The following is a 26798-nucleotide window of genomic DNA, read 5'->3' as shown; positions in this document are numbered from 1 at the left end:
AGAGGAAATGGAAAAAATAAAGATAATAACGGACAGCACTGCAGATCTGCCGAGATCCATTATAGAAAAGTATGAAATTGAAGTACTGCCATTAACTATCAACTTTGGTGAAAAAACCTATGTCGATGGTATAGATATTAATTTTAAATCTTTATTAGAAAAGATAGAAGAAGGAGAGGGGTTTCCTCATACATCTCAAGTAATACCTCAAAGGTTCATAGAATGTTATAAGAGATATTTAGATGAGGGATATAAGATAATATCTCTTCATTTATCATCTAAAATGAGTGGAACATATCAGTCTGCTTGTATAGCTAAAGAAACTTTGGATAGCGAAGAAATAGTAGTTATCGATGGACAAAGTGTTACCTCTGGATTAGGCCTTTTAGTTATAAAAGCTTGTATTTTAGTAGAAGAAGGAAAAAACATATTTGATATAAAAGAAGATATAATAAATACAATTCCTCATGTGAAAAGTGTCCTAGCTTTTGACTGCCTAGAACATTTAGTTAAAGGAGGAAGGCTTTCAAAAACTGCGGGAGTTATTGGAAATATATTAGGTATTAAACCCATACTTGCAGTAAAAGATGGCGAGATGGCTGTAGAAGATAAAGTTAGAGGCAGTAAAAAAGCACTAAAATATATATTAGAGCATTTAGAAAACGTGCAGTTAGATGAAAAAGTTCCTATGATATTATTAAATGCAGAAAATGAAGATATTATAGAGGTTTTGAGAGAAAAACTCATAAAAGAAAAGTATAATTTTGTTGAAGCAGAGGTTGGATGTACTGTAGGGACACATTCTGGTCCTAGAGCTTGTGGAGTATTTTTTATAGAAAAATATTAATTAAATCACAATAATAGATAGGTTTTTAACAATCTATACGATTTCATAATAGTAGCTATAAGTAAATGCAATAGCACATATACCAAATAATGATGGAAATTTTTCTTTTTATGTTGTATAATTAAGGTGAAAAAAATAACAAGTAAATATTAAAAGTGGATGATATTTTCGGGAGATAACCTTATGTTTTAGAAGGTAGCCGAAGGAATAAGTAATATAGCCCATATATTATGAATCTCTCAGGCAAAAGAACCGAAAGTTGACACATCTCTGGAAAGCGAAAGCACCGAAGGAGTAATTCTCTCAGGTACAAGGACAGAGGAAAAGGGCTTAAAGGGCTTCTTTCTTCTGTCTTTTTTTAACGAAAAAATTATTGAAAGATTTTGAAAAAAGCATAAAATCTTTCAAGATAAAAACAATATAATTTTTAGATTTCAAACCTAACTAAGGAAGGAATAGATATGATTATTGAAAGGTTTATAGTTATAACAAACAATGCTTTAAGTAAAGAAAAGCTTGAACAAGAATATACAGTAGAATTCATAAATGAAGAATCTTTGAAGGTGTTATATAAGGTAAGAGACTACATACACTTAGGTCATAAATTATTAACTCATCCATTGATGAGTAGTATAAAGCCTAATGAAACACCATACAGAACAGTATTGGTTTCAAAAGATAAGTTAAGTACTTTAGATATGGATTCTTTGAATATCATTGAAAACGCTATCAACACCACGAAGAAATTTCTTAGAGATTTTAAAACACCTAATTGGTCAGAGAGTATTTTAAGTGACTTTCAATTAATAGATTATGATTTAATATATCACGCTATAAATTAAACATAATTTAGGATATAATATACTCACAAAATAAATTAGCTCAAAAATTGTTGAAATATTAATTTAATTTACGTAAGGAGGAACTTATATGGCTCATATCTATGATACTATCATAATTGGGGGAGGCCCAGCAGGGCTGTCAGCAGGATTATATGCTGCAAGATCAAAAATGAAGACTCTTTTAATAGAAAGAGGTAAGTTTGGAGGACAAACAGCAACTACAGAAGAATTAGAAAACTATCCAGGGTCTATGGAAAATTGTACAGGACCAGGTTTAGTTGAAAGGATGAGAAAACAAGCAGAAGAATTTGGTACTGAGTTTGTAAAAGATGAAGTTTTAGAAGTTGAATTAGATGGAAAAGTAAAAAAAATAATTTGTAAAAAAGAAACTTATGAAGCTAAAACTATCATAATAGCAACAGGAGCTTATCCAAGACTTTCAGGTTTTAAAAATGAAATAGAGTTAAGAGGAAGAGGAGTTTCCTATTGTGCAACTTGTGATGCTGACTTTTTTACAGAGTTAGATGTTGCAGTTATAGGAGGAGGAGATTCTGCTATAGATGAGGCTATATATTTAACTAAATTTGCAGACAGTGTAACTATAATACACAGAAGACAAGGATTTAGAGCAGCTAAAACTTCCTTAGAGAAGGCTCAAAAGAATCCTAAAATTAAGTTTATACTAGACACTGTAGTTGAAGAAGCTAAAGGTGATGAAATACTTGAAGGTTTAGTACTTAAAAATGTAAACACTGGTGAAATAAGTGAACTTAAGGTAGATGGATGTTTCGTATTCGTAGGATATTTACCAATAACTGAATTATTCAAAGATAAGATTAAGTTGAATGATAGAGGAGACATCATAACTGATGAAGAAATGAGATGTGATGTTCCAGGAGTATTTGCTGCTGGAGATGTAAGGGAAAAGACTTTAAGACAAGTTGTAACAGCAGCTGCTGATGGAGCTATAGCTGCAACTACAGCAGAAAAATACATTGAAGCTAATTTTGCTGAATAAGGATAATTTAAATATATCCACAAATAATAAAATGGAGGGATTTACAAATGTTAGAATTAAATAAGGATAATTTTGAAGCTGAAGTGACTCAGTACACAGAAAAACCTGTATTTGTTGATTTCTGGGGGGATAAGTGTGAAATATGTAAGGAACTTATGCCTGGAGTTCATGCTTTAGAAGAAAAATATGGTGATAAAATAAAGTTTGCTAGCTTGAACATAGGTGGTTCTAGAAGACTTGCTATAGCTCAAAGAGTTTTAGGATTACCAACAATGATAATATATAAAAATGGTGAAAGAGCAGAAACAATTACTCCAGATAAAATCAGCACTATTGATGATGTTGAAAACTTCATCAAAGGAGTATATGAAACTCTATAGTATATAAGGTTCAGACCAAGATTGCTATGGATGAATTCATAGTAATCTTGGATGATATAAGAATATTTAGGAGGTGAACGCTTTGCGTCTAGAAGTTGGAAATATATTTATAAAAGATATCCAATTTGGGCCAGAGACAAAAGTTCAAAATGGGGTACTTTATGTAAACAAAGAGGAATTATTAAAAGAAGTATCTGGTGATGAAAGAATTCACAGTATTGATTTTGATATTGCAAGACCAGGTGAAGAAGTAAGAATAATTCCTGTTAAAGACGTAATTGAACCTAGAGTAAAAGTTGAAGGTAAGGGTGGAATATTCCCTGGATTCATCAGCAAAGTTGATACTGTAGGATCAGGAAAAACTCATGTCTTAAAAGGTGCAGCTGTAGTTACTACTGGAAAAATAGTTGGATTCCAAGAAGGAATCATTGACATGACAGGTGAGGGAGCTAGATATACTCCATTCTCAAAAACTAATAACTTAGTTATAATAGTTGAACCTAAAGAGGGAGTTCCTCAACATGATCACGAAGAAGCAGTAAGAATGATAGGATTTAAGGCAGCTACATACCTAGGAAAAGCAGGAAAAGATGTGGAGCCAGATGAAGTTAAAACTTTTGAAACTTTACCACTGTTAGAGCAAGTTAAACAATATCCAGACCTACCAAAGGTTGTATATGTTTATATGCTTCAAACTCAAGGCTTACTTCATGACACTTATGTTTATGGAGTGGATGCTAAGAAGATAATACCAACATTTATTTATCCAACAGAAGTCTTTGATGGCGCTATAGTGAGTGGAAACTGTGTTTCAGCTTGTGATAAAAACCCAAGTTATGTTCACTTAAATCATCCAATAATAGAAGACTTATACGAAAGACATGGAAAAGATTACAACTTCTTAGGGTGTATAATAACTAACGAAAACGTATACCTTGCAGATAAAGAAAGATCATCAAATATGACTGCAAAATTAGCTGAATTTTTAGGTGCTGATGCGGTAATAATATCAGAAGAAGGATTTGGTAATCCAGATGCTGACTTAGTTATGAACTGCAATAAAATCACAGAAAAAGGAATAAAGACAGTACTTCTTACTGATGAATATGCAGGACAAGATGGAAGTTCACAATCACTTGCAGACTCAACTCCAAAGGGTGATGCTGTAGTTACAGGTGGAAATGCTAATGAAGTTATAACATTACCTCCAATGAAGAGAGTAATAGGTCATCCAGAAGTTGCAAATATAATAGCTGGAGGATACTTAGGAAGTTTAAGAGAAGATGGCTCTATAAATGCAGAAATTCAAGTTGTAACTGGAGCTACTTCAGAAGTTGGATTTAACTACTTAACAGCTAAGGGATACTAAAATTTAGGAAATCATAAAATACTTTAATTAACTGGTTTTGAAAGGAAGGATAGTATGTTAGAAGGAAAAAAAGTTATTGCTATAGGCGATAGAGATGGAATACCAGGCCCAGCTATAGAGGCTTGTGTAAAATCAGCAGGAGCAGAGGTAATATTTGCTTCAACAGAATGCTTTGTTTGAACAGCCGCAGGTGCTATGGATCTGGAGATCCAACAAAGAGTAAAAGACCTTACTGAAAAGCATGGTCCAGAAAATGTAGTAGTTGTAATAGGTGGAGCAGAAGCAGAAGCTTCAGGACTTTCAGCAGAAACAGTTGCTGCTGGAGACCCAACATTTGCAGGTCCTCTAGCAGGTGTTGCATTAGGACTTGGTGTTTATCATATGGTAGAACCTGAAGTTAAAGATGAGTGTGATGCTACAATATATGATGAACAATGTGGAATGATGGAAATGGTTTTAGATGTTGATGCTATCATAGAGGAAGTTAAAAACGTAAGAGATGAATTTTCTCAATACAATAAATAAGATAAATAAAAAACTCCATGAAGGGGGGAAATAGTTTTGATACGTGTAGTACATTACATTAACCAATTTTACGCTGGAATAGGTGGAGAAGAAAAAGCAGATATAACACCAGAAGCTAGAGAGGGATTTGTTGGTCCTGGAATGGGACTTAATGGATTGTTCAAGGGAGAAGCTACTATAGTAGGAACTATAATATGCGGAGACTCATATTTCAATGAGAATATGGAAGAGGCTGAAGCTGAAATAATAGAAATGGTGAAGAAATTTGAACCAGATCTATTTATAGCAGGACCAGCATTTAATGCTGGAAGATATGGGGTTGCTTGCGGAGCTATAGCAAAGGCAGTGGAGGAAAAATTAAATATACCAGTGCTTACAGCTATGTACCCAGAAAACCCAGGAGCAGATATGTATAAAAAACAATTATACATTGTTGAAACAAGAAACAGTGCAGTTGGTATGAGACAAGCGCTTCCAGCTATAGCTAAATTAGCTTTAAAGCTTGCAAAGGGTGAGGAAATATTATTACCATCAGAAGAGGGATATATTGAAAGAGGTATCAGAAAGAATTACTTTGCTGATAAGAGAGGCTCTAAGAGAGCAGTTGATTTATTAGTTAAAAAACTTAAAGGTGAAGAATTCGTTACTGAGTTTAAAATGCCTGTGTTTGATAGGGTAGATGCATTACCTCCTATAGCTGACATAACTAAATCAAAGGTTGCTATAGTTACATCTGGAGGAACAGTTCCAAAAGGAAACCCAGATCATATAGAATCTTCAAGTGCTTCCAAATATGGCGAGTATGACATAGAAGGAGTAATGGATTTAACAAAAGAAACTTATGAAACAGCACATGGTGGATATGATCCAACTTATGCTAATGATGATTCTGATAGAGTAATTCCTGTAGATGTTTTAAGAAATATGGAAAAGGAAGGAAAAATCGGATCACTTCATAGATATTTTTATTCTACAGTTGGTAATGGAACAGCGGTTGCTTCTTCAAAGAAATTTGGTGAAGAAATAGCTAAAAAATTAATTGCTGACGGAGTAGATGCAGTTATATTAACTTCTACTTGAGGAACTTGTACACGTTGCGGTGCAACGCTAGTTAAAGAAATTGAAAGAGCTGGATTACCAGTAGTTCATATGTGTACAGTAGTTCCTATATCTCTAACAGTTGGTGCTAATAGAATAGTTCCAACCATAGCTATACCACACCCATTAGGAAATCCAGCATTGGAGCCTAAGGATGAGTATGAATTGAGATATAAATTGGTGGAAAGAGCATTAGAAGCTCTTGAAACACCAGTGGAAGGCCAAAAGGTATTCGAAGTATAAGAGAATCCTTAAAAATTATAGGAGCAAGTCTTTAGGGCTTGCCCCTATAAAATTAATAATTAAGAGTTAAGAATGGGGATTGTGAAGTTATGTCCTAATTCTTAATTGTTAATTTTCATAATCTTTTAAATAATGAGGGAGGTTTTATACATGGATTTTCCGGTAATAAAAAAAGCATCTTATATTTTAGTTAATGCACCAGATATGGTAATACATAATGGTACAACACAAACCCTTGAAAGAGAAACACATCCAGATTCAGAATACTTATTAAAAATTAAAGATAATTTAAGAACTTTTGAAGAAGTAGTAGGTTATGCGCCAAATCAGACTTATATTGGAAACATGACTCCAGAAGAATTAGCAACAAGACCTAGACCATGGTACAATGAAAAAATTGAAAATGCTGATAGATATGGTAAGTTTGGCGAAATAATGCCTCAAGATGAGTTTTATGGATTAATAAAACTTTCAGATGTATTTGATCTAGTGTTATTAGAGAAATCATTTACTGAAAAAATAAGAGAAAAATTCAACAACCATCCTGTATTAAAAATTAAAGCTAATGATCTAAAAGAAGGCGTTGAAATAGAGGATATTAAGAAACTTGTAGATAATGGAGTGGCAGAAGGATTATATGAAGGTAAAGAACTTGTAGGTTGTATTAAAAGAGCTCATGAGTTCGATAAAAATTTAACTGCTCATATAATTGTTGAAAACCTAGCAGTTAAAGCTTCAGGAGTTTTAGCTTTAATGCACCTTATGAAAGATTGTGACGTTAAAACTGAAGAAGTTGAATATATAATTGAATGTTCTGAAGAAGCTATAGGAGATATGAACCAAAGAGGTGGAGGAAATATAGCTAAAGGACTAGGAGAAGTAGCTGGATTTACAGGTGCTACAGGATCAGATATGAGAGGATTCTGTGCAGGACCTACTCATGCTTTAATAACTGCTGCTGCTTTAGTAAAATCAGGAGTATATAAAAATGTTGCAGTAGTAGGAGGCGGTTCTACAGCTAAATTAGGTATGAATGGAAGAGATCATATCAAAAAAGGACTTCCAGTTCTAGAAGACTGCTTAGGTGGATTTGCAGTATTAGTAAGTGGAAATGATGGAGTAAATCCAATTCTTAGAACTGATATAGTAGGAAGACATACAATTGGACATGGAGCTTCACCACAAGCAGTTTTAGAAGCACTTGTGTTAGAACCACTTGAGCATGCAGGATTAAAAATAACTGATATAGATAAGTTTGCTCCAGAGATGCAAACACCAGACTTAACTGAATCAGCAGGAGCTGGAGATGTACCTACTCAAAACTATAAGATGATAGGTGCTCTAGCAGTTAAAAAGGGTCAATTGGATAGAAAAGAGCTTCCAAGCTTTGTAACTAAACATGGATATCCAGGATACGCTCCAACTCAAGGTCATATTCCATCAGGAGTGCCTATAATAGGTCATGCTAGAGAGCATATGCTTAATGATAACATGAATAAGTTTATGGTAGTAGGAAAAGGAAGCTTGTTCCTAGGAAGAATGACTAACTTATTTGATGGAGTATCTATAGTAGTTGAAAAGAATACTGGCGTTAAAGCTGAAGCAGAGGGAATTTCAAAAGAAGAAGTTAAAGCTATGGTAGCTGATGCAATGAAAGATTTTGCAGCTTACTTAATGAATAATTAAGGGGCGTGAGTATAATGGAACAATTAAATGTAAAAAATATGATAGCTGATGTGTTTAATGACATAGCAGAAGGAATAAAAAGTGGAAGCTTTAAAGAGAAGGTTAAAATAGGTCTTACTACTTTTGGTAGCGAACATGGCATAGAAGAAATGGTAAAGGCTGCAGAATTAGCAAAATCAAGATACAATGACTTTGAAATAGTACTTATTGGACCTAAAGTAGAAGGAGATTTTACTATAGTAGAAGTTAAGGATGCTGAAGAAGGTCATAAAAAAATGGTTGAACTATTAGAGTCAGGACAGATTCAAGGCGCTGTAACACAACATTTCGACTTTCCTATAGGTGTGTCTACAGTAGGAAAAGTATCAACTCCAGCAACAGGTAGAGATTTAATATTAGCCACTACTACAGGCACCACATCTACAAATAGAGTAGAAGGAATGGTTATAAACGCTATTTCAGGTATATCTGTAGCAAAGTCTTTAGGTATTAAAAATCCTAAGGTGGGTATATTAAACATAGATGGTGCAAGGCAAGTTGAACGTATATTAAAGGAATTAAAAGATAAAGGATATGGATTTGAATTTGCAGAATCTTTAAGAGCTGATGGTGGTTCAGTTATGAGAGGAAATGATCTTCTAACTGCAACTCCTGATGTTATGGTTTGTGACTCATTGACAGGTAATCTTTTAGTAAAGATATTTTCTTCCTTTACAACTGGAGGAAACTATGAAACTGTTGGTGCAGGATATGGACCAGGAGTAGGTGAAGGATACACAAAACTTGTTAACATAGTTTCAAGAGCATCTGGAGCACCACTTATTTGCGAAGCCTTAAGATACTGTGCTACTTGTGCAGAAAATAAATTAATGGAAGTTGCAAAAGATGAATTTAATAGAGCTAATGAAGTTGGATTAAAGGATATAATAGCAAAAAATACTAAGGAAAAGGTTAAAACTACTGAAGAGGATATAAAAGTTCCGCCTAAGAAAGTTGTTACTTATTCTATTGCAGGAATAGATATATTGGAACTTGAAGATGCTTGTAAAGCTCTTTGGAAAGAAGGAATATATTCAGAAAGTGGTATGGGATGCACTGGACCTATCGTTCTTGTAAATGAGGAAGAGGGAACCAAGGCAGAGGAAGTATTATCAAAAACAGGCTTTAAGTCATAAAATATTAAATAATTTCGCTGTAGTTTAATTCTAGGATTAAGCTACAGCGAAAAATTATAGTTTTTAAATTTTTCAGTATTCCATTTGTAAAAATACTATGATATAATGTAAGGGCGACATAGGTAAAAATGGGTACTATAGTCTTTAAAAAAATTCTTATTGCATAGTTTTGTATAATGCTATAATATATATGTAAGCGGTTTAATATTTAAAAACTATGTAAACGTATAATTATATGTACTATTTATTAACTCAGTTCATATAAATATAATAAAGTTAAAGATTAGTTAATTTTTAACTACAAATTAAGAAGGATTTTTTAGAGATTTATAGAATTTATATGTTGCTGAGGAAGTATAAAAATTTAGGAGGGAATTACTATGAATAAGAAAAGATTAGTTGCTGCTCTAGCATCAGTTGCAGTAGTAGCTACATTATTCGCGGGTTGCGCTGGAAAAAGTGCTGAGGGGGATAAAAAACCAGCTGTAGATACAGGCGCAAAGAAAATTAAAGTTGGATTAGTTACTGATGAAGGAGGAGTTAACGATGGTTCCTTCAATGAGTCTGCTAGTAGAGGTATAGAACAAGCAACTAAAGATTTAGGAATTCAAAAGCTAAATGCTATAGAATCAAAACAACAAGATAACTACGAACCAAATTTAAAGACTATGTCAAATCAAGCTGATTTAATAGTTGGATGTGGATTCATGATGGAGCAAGCTATGAGTAATGTGTCAAAGCAAGTTTCAGATAAAAAATTCTTAATAGTAGACACTATTGTTAAAAATCCTAATGTTTCATCCGTAACATTTAAGGAGCATGAAGGTTCATTCTTAGCAGGAGTTATAGCTGGTAAGATGACTAAGACAAACAAAATAGGATTTGTTGGAGGAAAAGAAGGAGACGTTATTAATAGATTTGAAGTTGGATTTGCAGCAGGAGTTATGTCTGTTAATCCAGAAGCAGGAAAATTATTAATGCCTACAGATGAAAAGACTCCAGGACAAAATGTTAAATATATAGACTCTTTTACTGACCAAGGTAAAGGCTATGAAGCTGCAAAACTTTTATACAATGGTGGAGCTGATATAATTTATCATGCTGCTGGTGGATCAGGACTTGGAGTTTTTAAAGCTGCAAAAGATATGAATAAATTTGCAATCGGTGTTGACTCAGACCAAGCAGTTACACCTACTGCAAAAGACTATAAAGATATTATCATATTCTCAATGGAAAAGAAGGTTGATGTTGCAGTTATAGATACAATCAAAGACATTCAAGCTGACAAATTTAAAGGTGGAGAACATAAGATATTAGGAATTAAAGAAGGTGCAGTAGGAATAGCTCCAACTATTCATCCATCAGTTCCAAAAGATGCTCTTGAATTAGCTAAAAAAGCTGAACAAGAAATAAAAGATGGTAAGATAGTTGTTCCTGGAATAAGAAAAGATGCTTTAGAATTTAAAGCTCCAGAGCTTAAGTAATTTAAAACATAATAGACTAGATGCCCCGCATCTAGTCTTTTTCAAATAAATAGGGAGGAGAAAACTTCATGGGAAAAGTTATTGAGATGAAAGGAATAACTAAGGTTTTCCCTGGTGTCATTGCTAATGAAAACGTTGATTTTGATTTAGAAAAAGGCGAAATACATGTTTTGTTAGGGGAAAATGGCGCAGGAAAAACTACATTAATGAATGTTCTTTATGGATTATATCAACAAGAAGCTGGAGATATACTAGTAAAGGGGAATAAAGTAACTATTAAAAACCCAAAGGAAGCTATAAATCTTGGTATAGGAATGGTTCACCAACATTTTATGTTGGTTCATAATTTTACAGTAGCTCAAAACATGATATTGGGTAACGAACCCAAAAAAGGATTTAATATAGATATTAATAAAGCTATAGAGGATACTAAAGCGCTTTCACAAAAATATGGCTTCAATATAAACCCGGAATCCGTTATAGAAGACATGACTGTGGGTCAGCAACAAAAAGTGGAAATATTAAAGGCTCTTTACAGAGGAGCAGAGATACTTATTCTAGATGAACCTACAGCAGTGCTTACTCCACAAGAAATTGATGAATTAGGAGTAATCCTAAAAAATCTTGTGAAAGAAGGAAAATCTATCATACTTATAACTCATAAACTAAAAGAAGTTATGAGCATGAGTGATAGGGTAACTATAATTCGTAGAGGTAAGTTAATAGGGGTTGTAGAAACTAAGGGAACAAACATTGATGAGTTAGCTGAAATGATGGTGGGTAGAAAAGTAAATCTCATGGTAGAAAAAGCTAATAATAAGCTTGGAGAAAGTGTTTTAAATATAGAAAACCTTCAAGTCTTAGACCACCGTAAAATCCCAGCAGTAAAAGGTGTAAATCTAGAGGTTAGAAGAGGCGAGATACTGGCTATAGCAGGTGTTGATGGTAACGGGCAGTCAGAACTTATAGAGGCAATTACAGGGCTTAGAAAACCTATTGGTGGAAAAATTGTGTTAAACGGAAAAGATATAACAGGAAAAAGCCCAAGAGAAGCTATAGAAGCAGGTCTTGGACATATAGCGGAAGATAGACATAAAAGAGGATTAGTTTTAAAATATTCTTTAGTAGAAAACTCAATACTTGGAATACATTATAAAAAACCTTTTGCAAATGGAATTATGATGAATTATAAAGAAGTTAGAGAGCATGCGAAAAAGTTAATTAAAAACTATGACGTTAGAACACCTAATGAAGATGTATTCGCTTCTTCACTATCTGGTGGTAATCAACAAAAGATAGTTATAGCAAGAGAAATCGAAAAGAACCCAGAGTTACTTATAGCAGCTCAACCTACAAGAGGTCTAGATGTTGGTGCTATAGAATATATACACAAAAGATTAGTTGAAGAAAGAGATAATAATAGAGCGGTGCTTTTAGTATCCTTAGAACTAGATGAGGTGCTTTCTCTTGCAGATAGAATAGCTGTTATATATGATGGTCAAATAGTTGATATATTAGATGTTAAAGATGCTACAGAACAAAAACTTGGTATTTTAATGGCTGGAGGTACCTTGAAGAAAGAAGCAGAGGGAGGGGAGAAACATGAGTAAATCTAAAAAAGATAAGATAGCCCTACCGGGATTTTTAAAAGATTTTTCTATTTCAATTTTTTCAATAGTTGTTGCTTTATTTATATCTGTGTTTTTTGTAATGATAGCTTTAAATGAAGGGTTTGGAGAGTCAGCTAAGACGCTGTTTTCATCAATTTGGGCTGGTAGCTTTGGAGAAAGATCTCAATTTATAGAGACATTAGTATTTACTACCCCTTTAATATTTACTGGACTTGCCCATGCCATAGCCTTTAAAACAGGTTTATTTAATATAGGGGTTGAAGGACAGTTTATTATAGGTATGATGACAGCAACTATGATAGGTCTTATACCTGGAATACCAAAGGTTCTACATATAGTATTGGTATTAATTGGAGGTATGGCATCGGGTGCTTTATGGGCTGCTATACCAGGCTATTTAAAGGCTAAAATTGGAACTAATGAAGTTGTTAATACTATAATGATGAACTTCATAGCTATGCACTTATCAAACTACTTTACTATGGGGATATTCCATAAACCAGATAGTGCTTCAACTTATCCAATTAAGGAAACAGCTCATCTTACAAGATTTTTAGGGGAAAACTATAGGTTGAGCACTGGTCTATTTATTGCATTGATATTAGCAGTTCTTGTTTATGTTCTATTTTGGAAAACTACCATAGGATACGAAATTCGTGCTGTAGGATTAAACGCCTTTGCAGCAGAGTATGGTGGAATAAGTATAAAGAAAAACATAGTATTAGCTATGGCTATTTCAGGAGCTGTAGCAGGTCTTGGTGGTGCTATTCATATAGCTGGGGTTCAACTTCAATCTGTTCAACTATTTGGATTCCCTAACTTTGGGTTTGATGGTATAGCCGTGGCTTTAGTAGCTAAGAGTAATCCTATAGGGGTTATATTCTCAGCATTATTATTTGGAGCTTTAAACTTAAGCTCAGGTACATTAATGCTTTATGGAATACCAAAGACTATATCTACCCTAGTACAAGGTATAGTTATACTATTTATAGCGGCAGAATATGTGTTTAAGTGGATGTCACAGAAGAAAAAGAAGGAGGCGATTATAAATGAATAGTCCATTGACTTTAGCAATTGTTGGTATAATCTCTGCTACCTTAAGACTAGCAACGCCTCTTATATTTGCAAGTTTAGGTGGAGTTTTTTCTGAGAAATCAGGAGTAGTTAACATAGGATTAGAAGGAATAATGACTGCAGGAGCATTCTTTGCAGTATTAGGTTCATATCTTACTGGAAGTCCATGGATAGGTATAATCTTTGCTATACTTGGAGGAGCTTTATTTGCTGCGTTACATGCTTATTTAAGTATTCATCTAATGGCAGATCAGGTTGTATCAGGTGTTGGTATCAATGTATTTTCAGCAGCTTTTGTGAGTTACTTAGTTTATAAGTTCTTCGGTACACCATCACAAACTAGTGTAGTAACTTCTCTACCATACCCTTCAGCAATGTTCGCTAAGATTCCTTTAATAGGACCTATCTTAGCAGAGTTAAACTGGTTTGTGTGGGTAGCTATAATACTAGTATTTGTATCACAATATATATTATATAAAACTCCTTTAGGTTTAAGAATTAGGGCTGTAGGAGAACATCCAAAGGCAGCGGATACTTTAGGGATAAATGTTTATAAAATTCGTTACTTCTCTGTTATTCTTTCTGGAGTTCTAGGTGGACTTGGAGGAGCTACACTTTCTATAGGTATAATGAATTTATACAGAGAGAACATGGTAAGTGGTAGAGGATTTATAGCTCTTGCAGCTATGATATTTGGTAACTGGAAACCTAAAAATGCGATGCTTGCATGTTTATTATTCGGATTTGCTGAAACATTACAGTTATACGCTAAAGGTTTTGGTTGGAAGATACCAGGAGAGTTCTATGCGGCTTTCCCTTACCTATTAACAATGATAATGCTTGCAGGATTTGTAGGAAAGACTCAAGCTCCATTAGCTGATGGGGTTCCTTACAAAAAAGGCGAGAGATAATATATGTGTAATTAGAGGACTCTAGAGAGTTCTCTTTTTTTATGCTATAAGTACCTACTGCGATGATTTTTAAAGAAATTTTGTCTTGATATCTTAAGATTAGTAAGGAGTATAATGAAATCATAGATATAGTAATTGTCATCTTAATAACTTTAGATGAGCAAGCTAATATAGAAAAGAAATATGAGAATAAAGTGAAAATCTTATGAAAAAAATATGAAAATAGATTTTGCATTAATAGGAAGCAGACTGTTATCATTTACAAATAACTAAAAAATGATATAATTAACAATAACTAAATTGATAGTAGGGTGAGCATGAAATATGAAAATTGATTTTAATTTAAATTTAACCCAAGAGCAAAAGTTAATAATGACTCAACAGATGCAACTTTCTGTGAAATTATTACAGATGTCTAGTTATGATCTGCAAGAATATATAGACAAGGAATTTCAAGAAAACCCAGTATTAGAAGCAGCTTATGAGGAGAAAAAAGAAGAAGAAGTAAAAGATAGAATAGACTATAAAGAGCTTGTAAAATATTTAGAATTTGATAATTATGGATCTCAAAGTTATGGGAGCTATAATAATGATGATGATGAAGTATCACCCTTTAATTTTATATCAAATAAAACATCCCTAAAGCAGTATTTACATGAACAAATTTTAGAACTGAATGAGAATGATTACATAAAATCTATTTGTGAATATATAATAGAAAGTTTAGATGGTAGAGGATATTTACCCATATCCATTGAGGATATATCAAAAGAGATTAAAATAAGTATAGAACTTGCAGAAAAAGCATTAAAGATAATTCAAAGTTTAGATCCCGATGGAATAGGTGCTAGAAATATAAAAGAGTGTCTTAAAATTCAAATACAGAAAAAAGAGTTAGGCAATGACAAGATATTGGATATAATAGATAATCATTTAGAGGACTTAGCAGAAAATAGATATCAAAACATTGCAAAGGAACTAAACATAACAGCCAAAGAGGCACAATACTATGGAGATAAGATAAAAACTTTAGAGCCAAAACCATCGAGAGGATTTTTTACTGGAGAAGAAGTAAGGTATGTAGTGCCTGATGCTTATATTCGAAAGATTGATGGTGAATACCATATAATAATGAATGATAGTTTACTACCTAGGCTATCTATAAATAATGTATATAAGGATATATTAAAAGAAGAAAAAGATAAATTTGCGGTGGATTTTGTAAAAGATAAGATAAATAGTGCAATGTTTTTAATTAAAAGTGTAGAACAAAGAAAAAGTACAATATATAGAGTTCTTGAAAAGATTATAGAACTTCAATATGATTATTTTGAATTTGGAGCTGAGTACTTAAAACCTATGACCTTGAAAGAAATAGCAGAAAGCTTAAGTATGCATGAGTCAACTATAAGTAGAGCTATAAGAGATAAGTATGTATACACAAGCAAAGGTACAATAAAGATAAAGGATTTATTTACAACAGGTATATATAGTAATAATGAGGGAGAGGATATTTCTGTTATAAACATTAAAAATCAAATTAAAAAATTAATTGATGAAGAAAATAAAAAGAAACCCCTTTCAGATCAGATTATCTGTGATGAATTAAATAAAATGAATATGAATATTTCTCGTCGGACTGTGGCAAAATACAGAGAGGAACTAGGAATAAAGTCATCTAGTAAGAGAAAAAGATTTTAATACATCTTTTTATGTAGTGATTTTAAACTTTATTATTAAAAGCATTAGAGTATTAATCTTTTTAAATGTATGATAAAGTTCTATTGTTTTTATCTGATGACTAACCGCTTTAATACTCCCATCTTATTCAAAGTGGCAATAAAGAGCGGCTACGTCCCTGGATAAGGATCTCTAAGCTTTAGAGAGAGTAAAAACTCCTTCAAAAGGCAAGAACTCTGTTTATCTGTAGCACCATTGGACGGTTATCTAGAGGCTTTGTTTTAAAATAATATGCTTTAAAACAGAGCCTTTTTTTTCCAAAAAGAGAAAACTTGATGAATTTCCACAGAATTTAACACAATGTTAACAAATTTTTATAAAAGCCTATTTAAAAGTTAAGAAAAATAATTTATAATAATAAGTGTGGGACGTAAAATTATCAACTGGGACACTTAATGACCAAAGGAGTGTTTTTCTTGGAAGAAATTCTTAAGTTACAACAAAAGATAGTTCCGGAATTAATTGAGCTTTTAGAAAAGCGATATAATATTTTGAGAACTATATACTATAATCAACCTATTGGCAGAAGGATATTAGCTAATCAACTAGATTTAGGGGAGAGAGTAGTAAGGACTGAGATAAATTTTTTGAAATCTCAAAATCTTATTGATATAAACACACCGGGAATGACAGTGACAGAGGAAGGGGAAGAGATAATAGATAAACTTAAAAGTTTCATACATGAAATTAAAGGATTATCTGAAATCGAAAGTATTATAAAAACTACCCTTGGTTTAAAAAATGTCATAATAGTTCCAGGAGATATGGATGAAGATAAAACTGTAATTAAAGAGATTGGAAGAGCAGCAGCTAACTTTTTAAAGGTTACATTAAAAAGTGGGCACACCATAGCTCTTACAGGTGGCAGTACAATAAAGGAAGTCATAGATAACTTCCCTAAAATGAATAACATAGAGGAGGTATTAGTAGTTCCGGCCAGAGGTGGAATGGGAAGAAATGTGGAGACACAGGCTAATACACTAGCAGCTAATTTATCTAAAAAGACAAATGGATCCTACAAGATGCTTCATGTGCCAGATAATATAAGTGATAGGATATTAGACAGTATATTAAATGAAAGAGACATAAAAGATGTGTTAGATAGCATAAAAAATGCAGATGTTTTAATATACGGAATTGGAAAAGCTGAAGAGATGGCAGTAAAAAGAGGAATGGACCCTGAGAAGGTAGAGAACATTGTAGATAAGGGTGCAGTAGGAGAAGCTTTTGGCTGTTACTTTGATAAAAAAGGTAGTCTTGTATGCTCAACCTCATCTGTAGGTGTTACTTTAAGTGATACTAAGAGAATACCAATTCGTATAGCTGTAGCTGGTGGTGCTAGCAAGGCTGATGCTATTATTTCTACAGAGTTTGGAAATGATAACAGTACACTTATTACAGATGAAGGTGCAGCTAGAGGTCTTATGGAAATAATAAAAAAAGAGCTATAAAACTATTTGTATACTTTTTAATAGGTCCAAAGGATTTTAACTTGGGTATATAAATATTTATAATAAACTAATTAAAGTAAAAATTAGGAGGAGATTTTAAATGGTTAAAGTTGGAATAAACGGTTTTGGTAGAATAGGAAGAAACGTTTTCAAGGCGTTATTAGCTAATTATGGAAGTGAATTAGAAGTGGTTGCAATCAACGACTTAACTGATTCTAAAACATTAGCTCATCTTTTAAAATATGACTCATTATTTGGAAGATATGACAAGTCAGTAGAAGCAAAAGAAAGTTCAATAGTAGTTGATGGAAAAGAAATAAAAATATTTGCTGAAAGAGATCCTAAGAATATTCCTTGGGCTTCAGTAGGAGCTGAAATAATTATAGAATCTACTGGATTCTTCACAGATGCTGAAAAAGCTAAAGCTCATATGGATCAAGAAGGAGTTAAAAAAATCCTTATATCAGCACCAGCTAAAAATGAAGATATAACAATAGTTATGGGAGTTAATGATGAAAAATATGATGCAAAAAATCATCATATTATATCAAACGCATCTTGTACAACAAACTGCTTAGCTCCATTTGCTAAAGTTTTACATGAAAAATTCGGTATAAAGAAAGGTCTTATGACAACTGTTCACTCATACACAAATGACCAAAAGATATTAGATGCTCCTCATAGTGATTTAAGAAGAGCAAGAGCAGCAGCGGAGTCAATGATACCAACTACAACAGGAGCTGCTAAAGCAGTTGCACTTGTATTACCAGAATTAAAAGGAAAATTAAATGGATTCTCATTAAGAGTTCCAACTCCAACTGTTTCTTGCACAGACTTAGTTGTTGAAGTAGAAAAGAATACAACAGTTGAAGAAGTAAACGCTGCATTAAAAGAAGCTGCAGATACTTATATGAAAGGTATCCTTGGATATGAAGAAGAACCACTAGTATCTATGGATTACAGAGGAGATGTTAGATCTTCAATAGTAGACGCTCAATCAACAATGGTTATAGAAGGAAATATGGTTAAAGTTATTTCTTGGTATGACAATGAGTGGGGATATTCAAATAGATTAGCAGACTTAGCTTCAAAGGTTGCAAAGAGCTTATAATTTTAAGTTTCATATGTAAATAAAAAATAATAGCTTTAATAGGCTTAATAAAGGTCTGGTTTTGTAGTTAATTAAGCTATAAGACCAGACTCTTTTAAGCAGATAGTAAAATCTATAATTGTAAAAAGAGGTGAAGGCTATGCAATTTAATAAAAAAACTATAGAAGATATAGAGGTAAAAGGTAAAAGAGTTTTAGTAAGATGCGACTTCAACGTGCCACTTCAAGATGGAGTTATAACAGATGAAAATAGATTAGTAGGAGCTATGCCTACAATTAAATATTTAATGGAAAATGGGGCTAAGGTTATACTTTGTTCCCACCTTGGAAAAGCTAAAGGACCAGATCCATCAAAAACTTTAGCACCAGTAGCAAAGAGATTAGGTGAAATGCTTCAGAAGGAAGTAATATTTGCTGCAGATGATGAAGTTGTAGGAGAAAATGCTAAAAGGGCTGTATCTGAAATGAAAGAAGGAGATGTAGTTCTTCTTGAAAATACAAGATTTAGACCTGAGGAAGGCAAAAACGAAGATAGTTTTTCAAAGGATTTAGCATCTCTTGCAGATGTATATGTAAATGATGCTTTTGGAACTGCTCATAGGGCTCACTGCTCTACAGTGGGAGTTACTAAATTCATTGACACAGCAGTGTGTGGATACTTAATTCAAAAAGAATTAAAATTCTTAGGAAATGCTGTAGAAAATCCAGAAAGACCATTTGTAGCAATACTTGGAGGAGCTAAGGTTTCTGATAAGATAAATGTTATAAACAATCTATTAGAAAAAGTAGATACTTTAATAATAGGTGGAGGAATGGCATATACTTTCCTAAAATCTCAAGGATATGAAATAGGAACTTCACTACTTGAAGCAGATAAAGTAGATTATGCAAAAGAAATGATAGAAAAAGCTAAGACTAAAGGAGTTAAACTACTACTTCCTTTAGATTTTGTAATGGCAGATAGATTTGCAGCAGAGGCAACACCTGTAGTTACAGAAGATCAGAACATAGCTAAAGATTATATGGGACTAGATATAGGACCTAAAACCGCTAAATTATTCTCAGATGAAGTTAAAGGAGCAAAAACTGTAATTTGGAATGGACCAATGGGAGTTTTTGAGTTTGAAAACTTTGCAAAGGGAACATTAGCAGTGGCAAAGGCAATGTCAGAGGCAAATGCTACTACTATAATTGGTGGAGGAGACTCTGCAGCTGCGGTTAATATATTAGGCTATGGAGATAAGATGACTCATATATCTACAGGTGGAGGAGCCTCCCTAGAGTTCTTAGAAGGAAAAGAATTACCAGGAATAGTTGCTTTAAACGATAAATAGTGAAAAATTACAAACTATTTTAAAAAATTAGGGGAAAGAAAGAGGTGTTTTTAGTGAGAAAGCCGATTATAGCTGGAAACTGGAAGATGCATTATACAGTAGATGAAGCGGTAAAAACTATAGAAGAATTAAAACCTTTAGTTAAAGATGCTAGTTGTGACGTAGTGGTTTGTGTACCTTTTATATCATTAGATGCTGTACTTAAAGCGGCTAAAGGAACTAATATAAAGGTTGGAGCTCAAAACATGCACTTTGAAGAAAAGGGAGCTTTCACAGGAGAGGTTGCTCCAGGTATGTTAGAAGCTATGGGAGTAGACTATGTTGTTATAGGACATAGCGAAAGAAGACAATACTTCAATGAAACAGATGAAACTGTAAATAAAAAGTTAAAAGCTGCATTTGCTCATAACTTAATTCCAATACTATGCGTTGGAGAATCCTTAGGAGAAAGAGAAGCCAACATAACTAATGAAATCATTGGTGCACAAATTAAGCTTGATCTTATGGGACTCACAAAAGAGCAAGTGGAGAAAATAGTAATAGCTTATGAGCCAATTTGGGCTATAGGCACAGGAAAAACTGCTACAGCAGATCAAGCAAATGAAACTATAGCTGCAATAAGATCCGTTGTAGAAGGTTTGTACGGAAAAGAAGTATCAGACAAGGTTAGAATTCAGTATGGTGGTTCTGTTAAACCATCTACCATAAAAGAGCAAATGGAAAAATCTGATATAGATGGAGCTTTAGTAGGTGGAGCTAGCTTAGTTGCATCAGATTTTGCAGGTATAGTTAACTATTAATATATTCCTTTTAGTGGGTCACATATAACTCTATTCCTAAGACTGTAGGATATAATTAATTGTATAAAATTTTATAGGCTATTGTCTTAGGTGTACATAAATAGTATAATAATTAATAGATAATGATTATTAATTAACTCTTTTTTATTTTAAAATTAGGAAGAGAATAAACATATTTTTGGAGGAATATATTATGGCTAAAAAACCTGTAATGTTAATGATATTAGATGGCTTTGGTTTAAGTGATAAAGTGGAAGGTAATGCTGTATTAGCAGCAAATAAACCAAATTTTGATAGAGCTTGGAGTAACTATCCGCACACTAATTTATATGCTAGTGGACTTGATGTTGGATTACCAGCAGGACAAATGGGAAATTCAGAGGTTGGTCACTTAAATATCGGTGCTGGTAGAATAATATATCAAGAACTTACCAGAATAACAAAAGAAATAGAAGAAGGAAACTTCTTTAAAAACGAAGCTTTAAACCTTGCTATGGATAAAGCTAAAGAAAATAATAGTGCATTGCACCTTTTGGGATTACTATCTAATGGTGGAGTACACTCCCATATAGATCATCTTAAAGCTTTAATTAAGATGGCTAAGGACAAAGGATTAAACAAAGTATATGTTCATGCTTTTACCGATGGTAGAGATGTTCCACCTTCATCAGGAATTGATTTTGTAGCTGACATTGAAAAATATATGAGTGAAATAGGTGTAGGTAGACTAGCTACAGTAAGTGGAAGATACTATGCTATGGATAGAGATAATAGATGGGAAAGAGTTCAACTAGCATACAATGCTATGGTACTTGGAGAAGGTGAAAGAGCTACTTCAGGAGTAGAATGTATGCAAAGATCTTATAACGATAATAAAACAGATGAATTCGTAGTACCTTGTGTTATAGAAGAAGATGGTAAAGCATTAGGAAAAATAAGTAATAATGACTCAGTAATATTCTTTAACTTTAGACCAGATAGAGCAAGAGAAATAACTAGAGCAATAAATGATAAAGAGTTCCAAGGCTTCAAAAGGGAAGCTTTAAACTTAAATTATATAACTATGACTCAATACGATAAAACCCTTGAAGGAGTAGAAGTAGCTTACAAACCAGAATCCTATACTAATACTATTGGAGAATATGTAAGCAGTATGGGCAAAAAGCAACTAAGAATAGCTGAAACAGAAAAATATGCTCACGTTACTTTCTTCTTTAATGGGGGAGTGGAAGCTCCAAATGAAGGCGAAGATAGGGTTTTAGTAGCATCACCTAAGGTGGCTACTTATGATTTAAAACCTGAGATGAGTGCCTATGAAGTAACTGAAAAGTTAATAGAAAGGTTAGACTCAGATCAATATGATATGGTAATATTAAACTTCGCAAATCCAGATATGGTTGGCCATACTGGGGTATTTGAAGCCGCTAAAAAAGCTATTGAAGTTATAGATGAATGTTTAGGAAAAATAGTAGATAAGATATTAGAAAAAGATGGGGCAGTGTTTATAACAGCAGACCATGGAAATTCAGAGCAGATGATAGATTACTCCACTGGTAAGCCTATGACAGCTCATACTTCTAACAAGGTTCCTTTCCTATATGTAGCAAATAATGCTACAGCATTAAAGGAAGAAGGAAGATTATCTGATATAGCACCAACTATGTTAGAGGTTATGGGACTTAAAGCTCCAATAGAAATGACAGGAGTATCTTTAATTAAATAATTAGCCAATTTTGCTATATTTATGGTAATATAATCTCTGAGTATTATATACTATACTTAAAGCAATAATATAAATGAAAAACATTTATAAGATAATGAGGAGGTATAAACCAAATGAAAAATTATGTTGAAATAGTAGATGTTTACGCTAGACAAATATTAGACTCAAGATGTTTCCCAACTGTAGAGGTGGAAGTAACTCTTGAAGATGGAACAGTAGGAGTAGCAGCAGTACCATCAGGAGCATCCACAGGAATATTTGAAGCAGTGGAATTAAGAGACGGAGACAAAGAAAAATACAATGGTAAAGGTGTTCTAAAAGCTGTTGAAAATGTAAATGAAGCAATAGCTTCAGAATTAGTAGGAATGAATGTATTTGATCAAGTATCCATAGATAATCTTATGATAGAATTAGATGGAACAGACAACAAAGGTAACTTTGGTGCAAATGCTATGCTTGGAGTATCTTTAGCAGTAGCAAAGGCAGCAGCTAACTACTTAGGACTTCCTTTATATCAATACATCGGAGGAGTAAATGCAAAAGTTCTTCCAGTACCAATGATGAACATAATAAATGGAGGAAAACACGCTGATAACAACGTTGACCTTCAAGAATTTATGATAATGCCAGTAGGAGCTACTTGCTTTAGTGAAGCATTAAGAATGTGTGCAGAAGTTTACCATTCATTAAAATCTTTACTAAAATCTAAAGGCTATGATACTGGTGTAGGTGATGAAGGTGGATTCGCTCCAAACCTAAAATCTAACGAAGAAGCAATTACAGTTATAATAGAAGCTATAGAGAAAGCTGGATACAAACCAGGACAAGACATGTTTATAGCTCTTGACCCAGCTTCATCAGAAATATTTGAAGATGGAAAATATAACTTAAAGGGAGAAGGAAGAGTTCTTACTCCAGAAGAAATGGCTAACTACTATGTAGAATTAGCAAATAAATACCCAATCATATCTATCGAAGATGGTATGGCAGAAGAAGATTGGGAAGGATGGAAGCTTTTAACTGAAAAGTTAGGAGATAAAGTTCAATTAGTAGGAGACGATTTATTCGTAACTAACACTAAGAGATTAAATATGGGTATTGAAAGAGAAGTTGCTAACTCAATACTTATAAAATTAAACCAAATAGGAACATTAACTGAAACTTTAAATGCAATTGAAACTGCTCAAAGAGCTGGATATACTGCAGTTGTTTCTCATAGATCAGGAGAAACTGAAGATACTACAATAGCAGACCTTGTTGTTGCAGTAAATGCAGGACAAATCAAAACTGGAGCACCAGCTAGAAGTGAAAGAGTTGCTAAATACAACCAATTATTAAGAATAGAAGAAGAATTAGCTGATATGGCAGAATATAGAGGAAGAAAAGCTTTCTATAACATAAAAAACAAATAATTTAAAGGAAAGTTTTCATTAGATTATATTCATTTATTAAAACTACTCCTGTAAAAGGAGTAGTTTTATTTTAAGTTTTTATAAATAATATATGGATTTTTTTGTTTCTTAATCTTTAAAAAAGTTGTAAAGTGAATTATAATATGCTAGAATGTTTTTATGTATATTGCATATAAAGGTAATATATTTTGGGAGGTACTGGTATAATGCGAAATTTTTTAGTAGTTTTAGAATTTATATTAGCATTAGGACTCATGGTAGTGGTTTTAATGCAACCTAGTAAAGCTGATGGATTAAAAGGATTTATAACTGGAGGATCGGAAACATTTTTTAGTAAAAATAAATCTAGAACAAAAGAAGCGGTACTATCAAGACTTACTGTTATAACGGCTATATTACTTGCCTTAAACATATTGGCATTAAATATAGTTAAGTAATTATCATAGCTAGAATTTAGTATAAAGAAAATCTTTAAATTATATAACTAAATAATGTTATAAATTTTGTATTTATAGTAAAATATATACACTTTGTTTATAGCATTATTTGCTGCTTATCATGCTATGGACTTTAAGGGGATAGTATGCCTTTAATCAATGCCGGTTATGATGTATGCAGCTTTTTTTATTGATGTTATATTTATAAATTAATCTTAATTTCAAAGGGAGTACTGCTTACTCCAATTGAATTTTAGGTGGATTTTCTATGGGCGAGCTACAGTGTTATCCTTCTTTTATAAGGGGGACATTACTTAAGTAGCAGGAGAGGAATTACATATTTTCCGAAGGGGGTTATTTTTATTTCTATTTTAAAGGTAGGGGGAATAATTGGCTTTTAGAATGGGGATAATTAACAAATATAAAATTAATTTATTTTAGGAGGTTTTTCTATGAACTCTATTTACATTTATTTGGCGGCCGCCAGCGGAATTTTAGCACTTATTTTTGCTTTTATACTAGCCAGCGGGATATCTAAACAAAGTGCCGGAAACGATAGAATGAAAGAAATTTCTGGCTATATACACGAAGGGGCTATGGCTTTTTTGAATAGAGAATATAGATATCTTGCTGTATTTGTAGTCATTGTTGGAGTAATTATAGCAGCATTTATAGGCTGGGAAACGGCAATATGTTTTGTTGTTGGAGCTATTTTTTCTATATTAGCAGGTTATTTTGGAATGATAGTTGCAACCAAAGCAAATGTTAGAACAGCAGAAGCTGCAAGACATGGTCAGAGTCAAGCTTTAAAAATCGCTTTCTCAGGTGGAGCAGTAATGGGAATGAGCGTAGTTGGTCTTGGAATATTAGGACTTAGTATTTTATTTTTAATTTTTGATGGAAATCCAACTTACCTTACAGGATTTGGCCTTGGGGCCAGTTCTATAGCTTTATTTGCTCGTGTTGGTGGAGGTATATATACAAAGGCTGCAGACGTTGGAGCAGATTTAGTAGGAAAAGTTGAAGCTGGAATACCAGAAGATGATCCAAGAAATCCAGCAGTTATAGCTGATAATGTGGGTGATAATGTTGGAGACGTAGCTGGTATGGGAGCAGACTTATTTGAGTCTTATGTAGGTTCTATAATATCTGCAATAACTTTAGGAGCTGCCTTGTTCCCAAAGGGTCAAGGAGTTTTATATCCTATAATATTGGTATCAATTGGTATAGTTGCTTCCATAATAGGAGCTGGTATAGCTAGAAATAGTAAAAATTCTAACCCTCAAAAAGCTTTAAATACAGGAACTTATATAGGTGGAATTTTAGTTATTATATGCTCTGCTGTATTAAGTAAATCAGTATTTGGAAACTTTAAGGCTTTCTTTGCAGTGGCAGCAGGATTAGTAGTAGGTATGCTTATTGGTAAGATTACTGAAGTTTATACATCTTCAGATTACAAATCCGTTAAAGTAATAAGTGATCAGTCTCAAACAGGACCAGCTACTACTATAATTTCAGGATTGGCTGTAGGTATGAAATCTACTATGTGGCCAATAATACTTATAGTAATAGGAATATTGGTATCTTATTTTGTTATGGGTGGAGCTTCAAATGCTACTATGGGTCTTTATGGTATAGCATTATCTGCTGTAGGTATGTTATCTATAACAGGTTTAACTGTAGCAGTAGATGCTTATGGACCAATAGCGGACAATGCTGGTGGTATAGCTGAAATGGCACATTTACCAGCTTCAGTTAGAGAAATAACAGATAAACTAGATTCTGTTGGAAATACTACTGCAGCTATAGGAAAAGGATTTGCTATAGGATCAGCAGCGTTAACAGCTTTAGCTTTATTTGCATCCTATGCTCAAGCAGTAAATCTTAGTACCATAGATTTATTAAACCCTGCAACATTAGCAGGAATACTAATAGGCGGAATGTTACCATTCTTATTTGGTGCCCTTACTATGGAGTCTGTTGGTAAGGCTGCAAATGAAATGGTAGAAGAGGTAAGAAGACAATTTAAAGAAATACCAGGAATCATGGAAGAAGAAACTAAACCGGATTATGCAAGATGCGTTGAGATATCAACTGCAGCAGCATTAAAAGAGATGATCCTTCCAGGAATACTTGCTATAGCTATTCCAATAGCAGTAGGAATACTATTAGGTGCAGAAGCCTTAGGAGGACTAATAGGTGGTTCTGTAGTTACAGGAGTTCTAGTAGCTATACTTATGGCAAATGCAGGTGGGGCTTGGGATAATGCTAAAAAGTATATAGAAAGTGGAGTACATGGCGGTAAAGGAAGTTATGCTCATAAGGCTGCTGTAGTTGGAGATACAGTAGGTGACCCATTTAAAGACACTTCTGGACCATCAATGAATATATTAATAAAACTTATGACTATAGTTTCATTAGTTTTCGCTCCAGTTATATTAAAATACGGCGGAGTATTATTAAATTTATTTAAATAAATAGAAGATTCAATAGACTACTATTTTGTTA

General features: G+C 33.1%; 22 protein-coding genes and 1 riboswitch. All 22 genes read left to right on the top strand.

What is annotated here, in order from left to right; all coding sequences use genetic code 11:
- Positions 1-7: 7 nt before the first annotated feature.
- The 22 genes from KQI89_RS06240 (at position 8) to KQI89_RS06135 (ending at position 26767) form a co-directional block, all read left to right on the top strand.
- Positions 8-847 (top strand): DegV family protein, encoded by an 840-nt coding sequence (locus KQI89_RS06240; RefSeq protein WP_216456350.1) that lies wholly within the window; start codon positions 8-10, stop codon positions 845-847.
- Positions 848-1006: 159 nt separating this feature from the next.
- A riboswitch (glycine riboswitch) is annotated at positions 1007-1112 on the top strand.
- Between the two features lie 199 nt (positions 1113-1311).
- Positions 1312-1689, top strand: a complete 378-nt coding sequence (locus KQI89_RS06235) for a GrdX family protein (RefSeq protein ID WP_216456680.1) — start codon at positions 1312-1314, stop codon at positions 1687-1689.
- 88 nt (positions 1690-1777) lie between these two features.
- Positions 1778-2707: a thioredoxin-disulfide reductase gene (gene trxB / locus KQI89_RS06230; protein WP_216456349.1), complete on the top strand. Its 930-nt coding sequence runs from the start codon at positions 1778-1780 to the stop codon at positions 2705-2707.
- 47 nt (positions 2708-2754) lie between these two features.
- Positions 2755-3087, top strand: coding sequence for a thioredoxin family protein (locus KQI89_RS06225; RefSeq protein WP_032122228.1), 333 nt, complete (start codon positions 2755-2757; stop codon positions 3085-3087).
- Positions 3088-3169: 82 nt separating this feature from the next.
- Entirely contained in the window at positions 3170-4456 is a 1287-nt protein-coding gene (locus KQI89_RS06220) for a glycine/sarcosine/betaine reductase component B subunit (protein WP_216456348.1), read from the top strand.
- 54 nt (positions 4457-4510) lie between these two features.
- On the top strand, positions 4511-4981 hold the full coding sequence (grdA, locus tag KQI89_RS06215) for a glycine/sarcosine/betaine reductase complex selenoprotein A (RefSeq protein ID WP_081923262.1): 471 nt from the start codon (positions 4511-4513) through the stop codon (positions 4979-4981).
- A gap of 36 nt (positions 4982-5017) precedes the next feature.
- Complete coding sequence (gene grdB, locus KQI89_RS06210) at positions 5018-6322, top strand: glycine reductase complex selenoprotein B (protein WP_216456347.1); 1305 nt, start codon at positions 5018-5020, stop codon at positions 6320-6322.
- A 150-nt stretch (positions 6323-6472) separates the two neighbouring features.
- Positions 6473-8008 (top strand): glycine/sarcosine/betaine reductase complex component C subunit beta, encoded by a 1536-nt coding sequence (gene grdC / locus KQI89_RS06205; RefSeq protein WP_216456346.1) that lies wholly within the window; start codon positions 6473-6475, stop codon positions 8006-8008.
- Positions 8009-8022: 14 nt separating this feature from the next.
- A complete protein-coding gene (gene grdD, locus KQI89_RS06200) occupies positions 8023-9183 on the top strand; it encodes a glycine/sarcosine/betaine reductase complex component C subunit alpha (RefSeq protein WP_216456345.1) in 1161 nt (386 codons plus the stop codon).
- Between the two features lie 380 nt (positions 9184-9563).
- The gene (locus tag KQI89_RS06195) at positions 9564-10667 is read left to right on the top strand and encodes a BMP family lipoprotein (protein WP_032122220.1); all 1104 of its coding nucleotides are present in this window, start codon (positions 9564-9566) and stop codon (positions 10665-10667) included.
- A gap of 68 nt (positions 10668-10735) precedes the next feature.
- Positions 10736-12277 (top strand): ABC transporter ATP-binding protein, encoded by a 1542-nt coding sequence (locus tag KQI89_RS06190; RefSeq protein ID WP_032122219.1) that lies wholly within the window; start codon positions 10736-10738, stop codon positions 12275-12277.
- Positions 12270-13355 carry an ABC transporter permease gene (locus KQI89_RS06185; RefSeq protein ID WP_032122218.1) on the top strand — a complete coding sequence of 362 codons (1086 nt, stop codon included), beginning with the start codon at positions 12270-12272 and terminating at the stop codon, positions 13353-13355. Before KQI89_RS06190 ends, KQI89_RS06185 begins: the two co-directional genes overlap by 8 nt.
- A complete protein-coding gene (locus KQI89_RS06180) occupies positions 13348-14283 on the top strand; it encodes an ABC transporter permease (protein ID WP_216456344.1) in 936 nt (311 codons plus the stop codon). The genes KQI89_RS06185 and KQI89_RS06180 overlap by 8 nt, the downstream gene beginning before the upstream one ends.
- A 324-nt stretch (positions 14284-14607) precedes the next feature.
- Entirely contained in the window at positions 14608-15984 is a 1377-nt protein-coding gene (gene rpoN, locus KQI89_RS06175; protein ID WP_216456343.1) for an RNA polymerase factor sigma-54, read from the top strand.
- 455 nt (positions 15985-16439) lie between these two features.
- Entirely contained in the window at positions 16440-17474 is a 1035-nt protein-coding gene (locus KQI89_RS06170) for a sugar-binding transcriptional regulator (protein ID WP_216456342.1), read from the top strand.
- 100 nt (positions 17475-17574) lie between these two features.
- Entirely contained in the window at positions 17575-18585 is a 1011-nt protein-coding gene (gene gap / locus KQI89_RS06165) for a type I glyceraldehyde-3-phosphate dehydrogenase (protein WP_216456341.1), read from the top strand.
- A 139-nt stretch (positions 18586-18724) separates the two neighbouring features.
- Positions 18725-19918 (top strand): phosphoglycerate kinase, encoded by a 1194-nt coding sequence (locus KQI89_RS06160; RefSeq protein WP_216456340.1) that lies wholly within the window; start codon positions 18725-18727, stop codon positions 19916-19918.
- 53 nt (positions 19919-19971) lie between these two features.
- A complete protein-coding gene (tpiA, locus tag KQI89_RS06155; protein ID WP_216456339.1) occupies positions 19972-20718 on the top strand; it encodes a triose-phosphate isomerase in 747 nt (248 codons plus the stop codon).
- A 193-nt stretch (positions 20719-20911) separates the two neighbouring features.
- Positions 20912-22441: a 2,3-bisphosphoglycerate-independent phosphoglycerate mutase gene (gene gpmI, locus KQI89_RS06150; protein WP_216456338.1), complete on the top strand. Its 1530-nt coding sequence runs from the start codon at positions 20912-20914 to the stop codon at positions 22439-22441.
- A 113-nt stretch (positions 22442-22554) separates the two neighbouring features.
- Positions 22555-23853 carry a phosphopyruvate hydratase gene (gene eno / locus KQI89_RS06145; protein ID WP_032122211.1) on the top strand — a complete coding sequence of 433 codons (1299 nt, stop codon included), beginning with the start codon at positions 22555-22557 and terminating at the stop codon, positions 23851-23853.
- A 206-nt stretch (positions 23854-24059) separates the two neighbouring features.
- Positions 24060-24290: a preprotein translocase subunit SecG gene (secG, locus tag KQI89_RS06140; protein WP_032122210.1), complete on the top strand. Its 231-nt coding sequence runs from the start codon at positions 24060-24062 to the stop codon at positions 24288-24290.
- Between the two features lie 452 nt (positions 24291-24742).
- A complete protein-coding gene (locus KQI89_RS06135; RefSeq protein ID WP_216456337.1) occupies positions 24743-26767 on the top strand; it encodes a sodium-translocating pyrophosphatase in 2025 nt (674 codons plus the stop codon).
- Positions 26768-26798: the final 31 nt, after the last annotated feature.

The organism is Clostridium simiarum (genome assembly GCF_018919175.1).
Taxonomy (GTDB): Bacteria; Bacillota; Clostridia; order Clostridiales; family Clostridiaceae; genus Clostridium_L; species Clostridium_L simiarum.
This window is presented reverse-complemented; position numbering and strand designations above follow the sequence as displayed.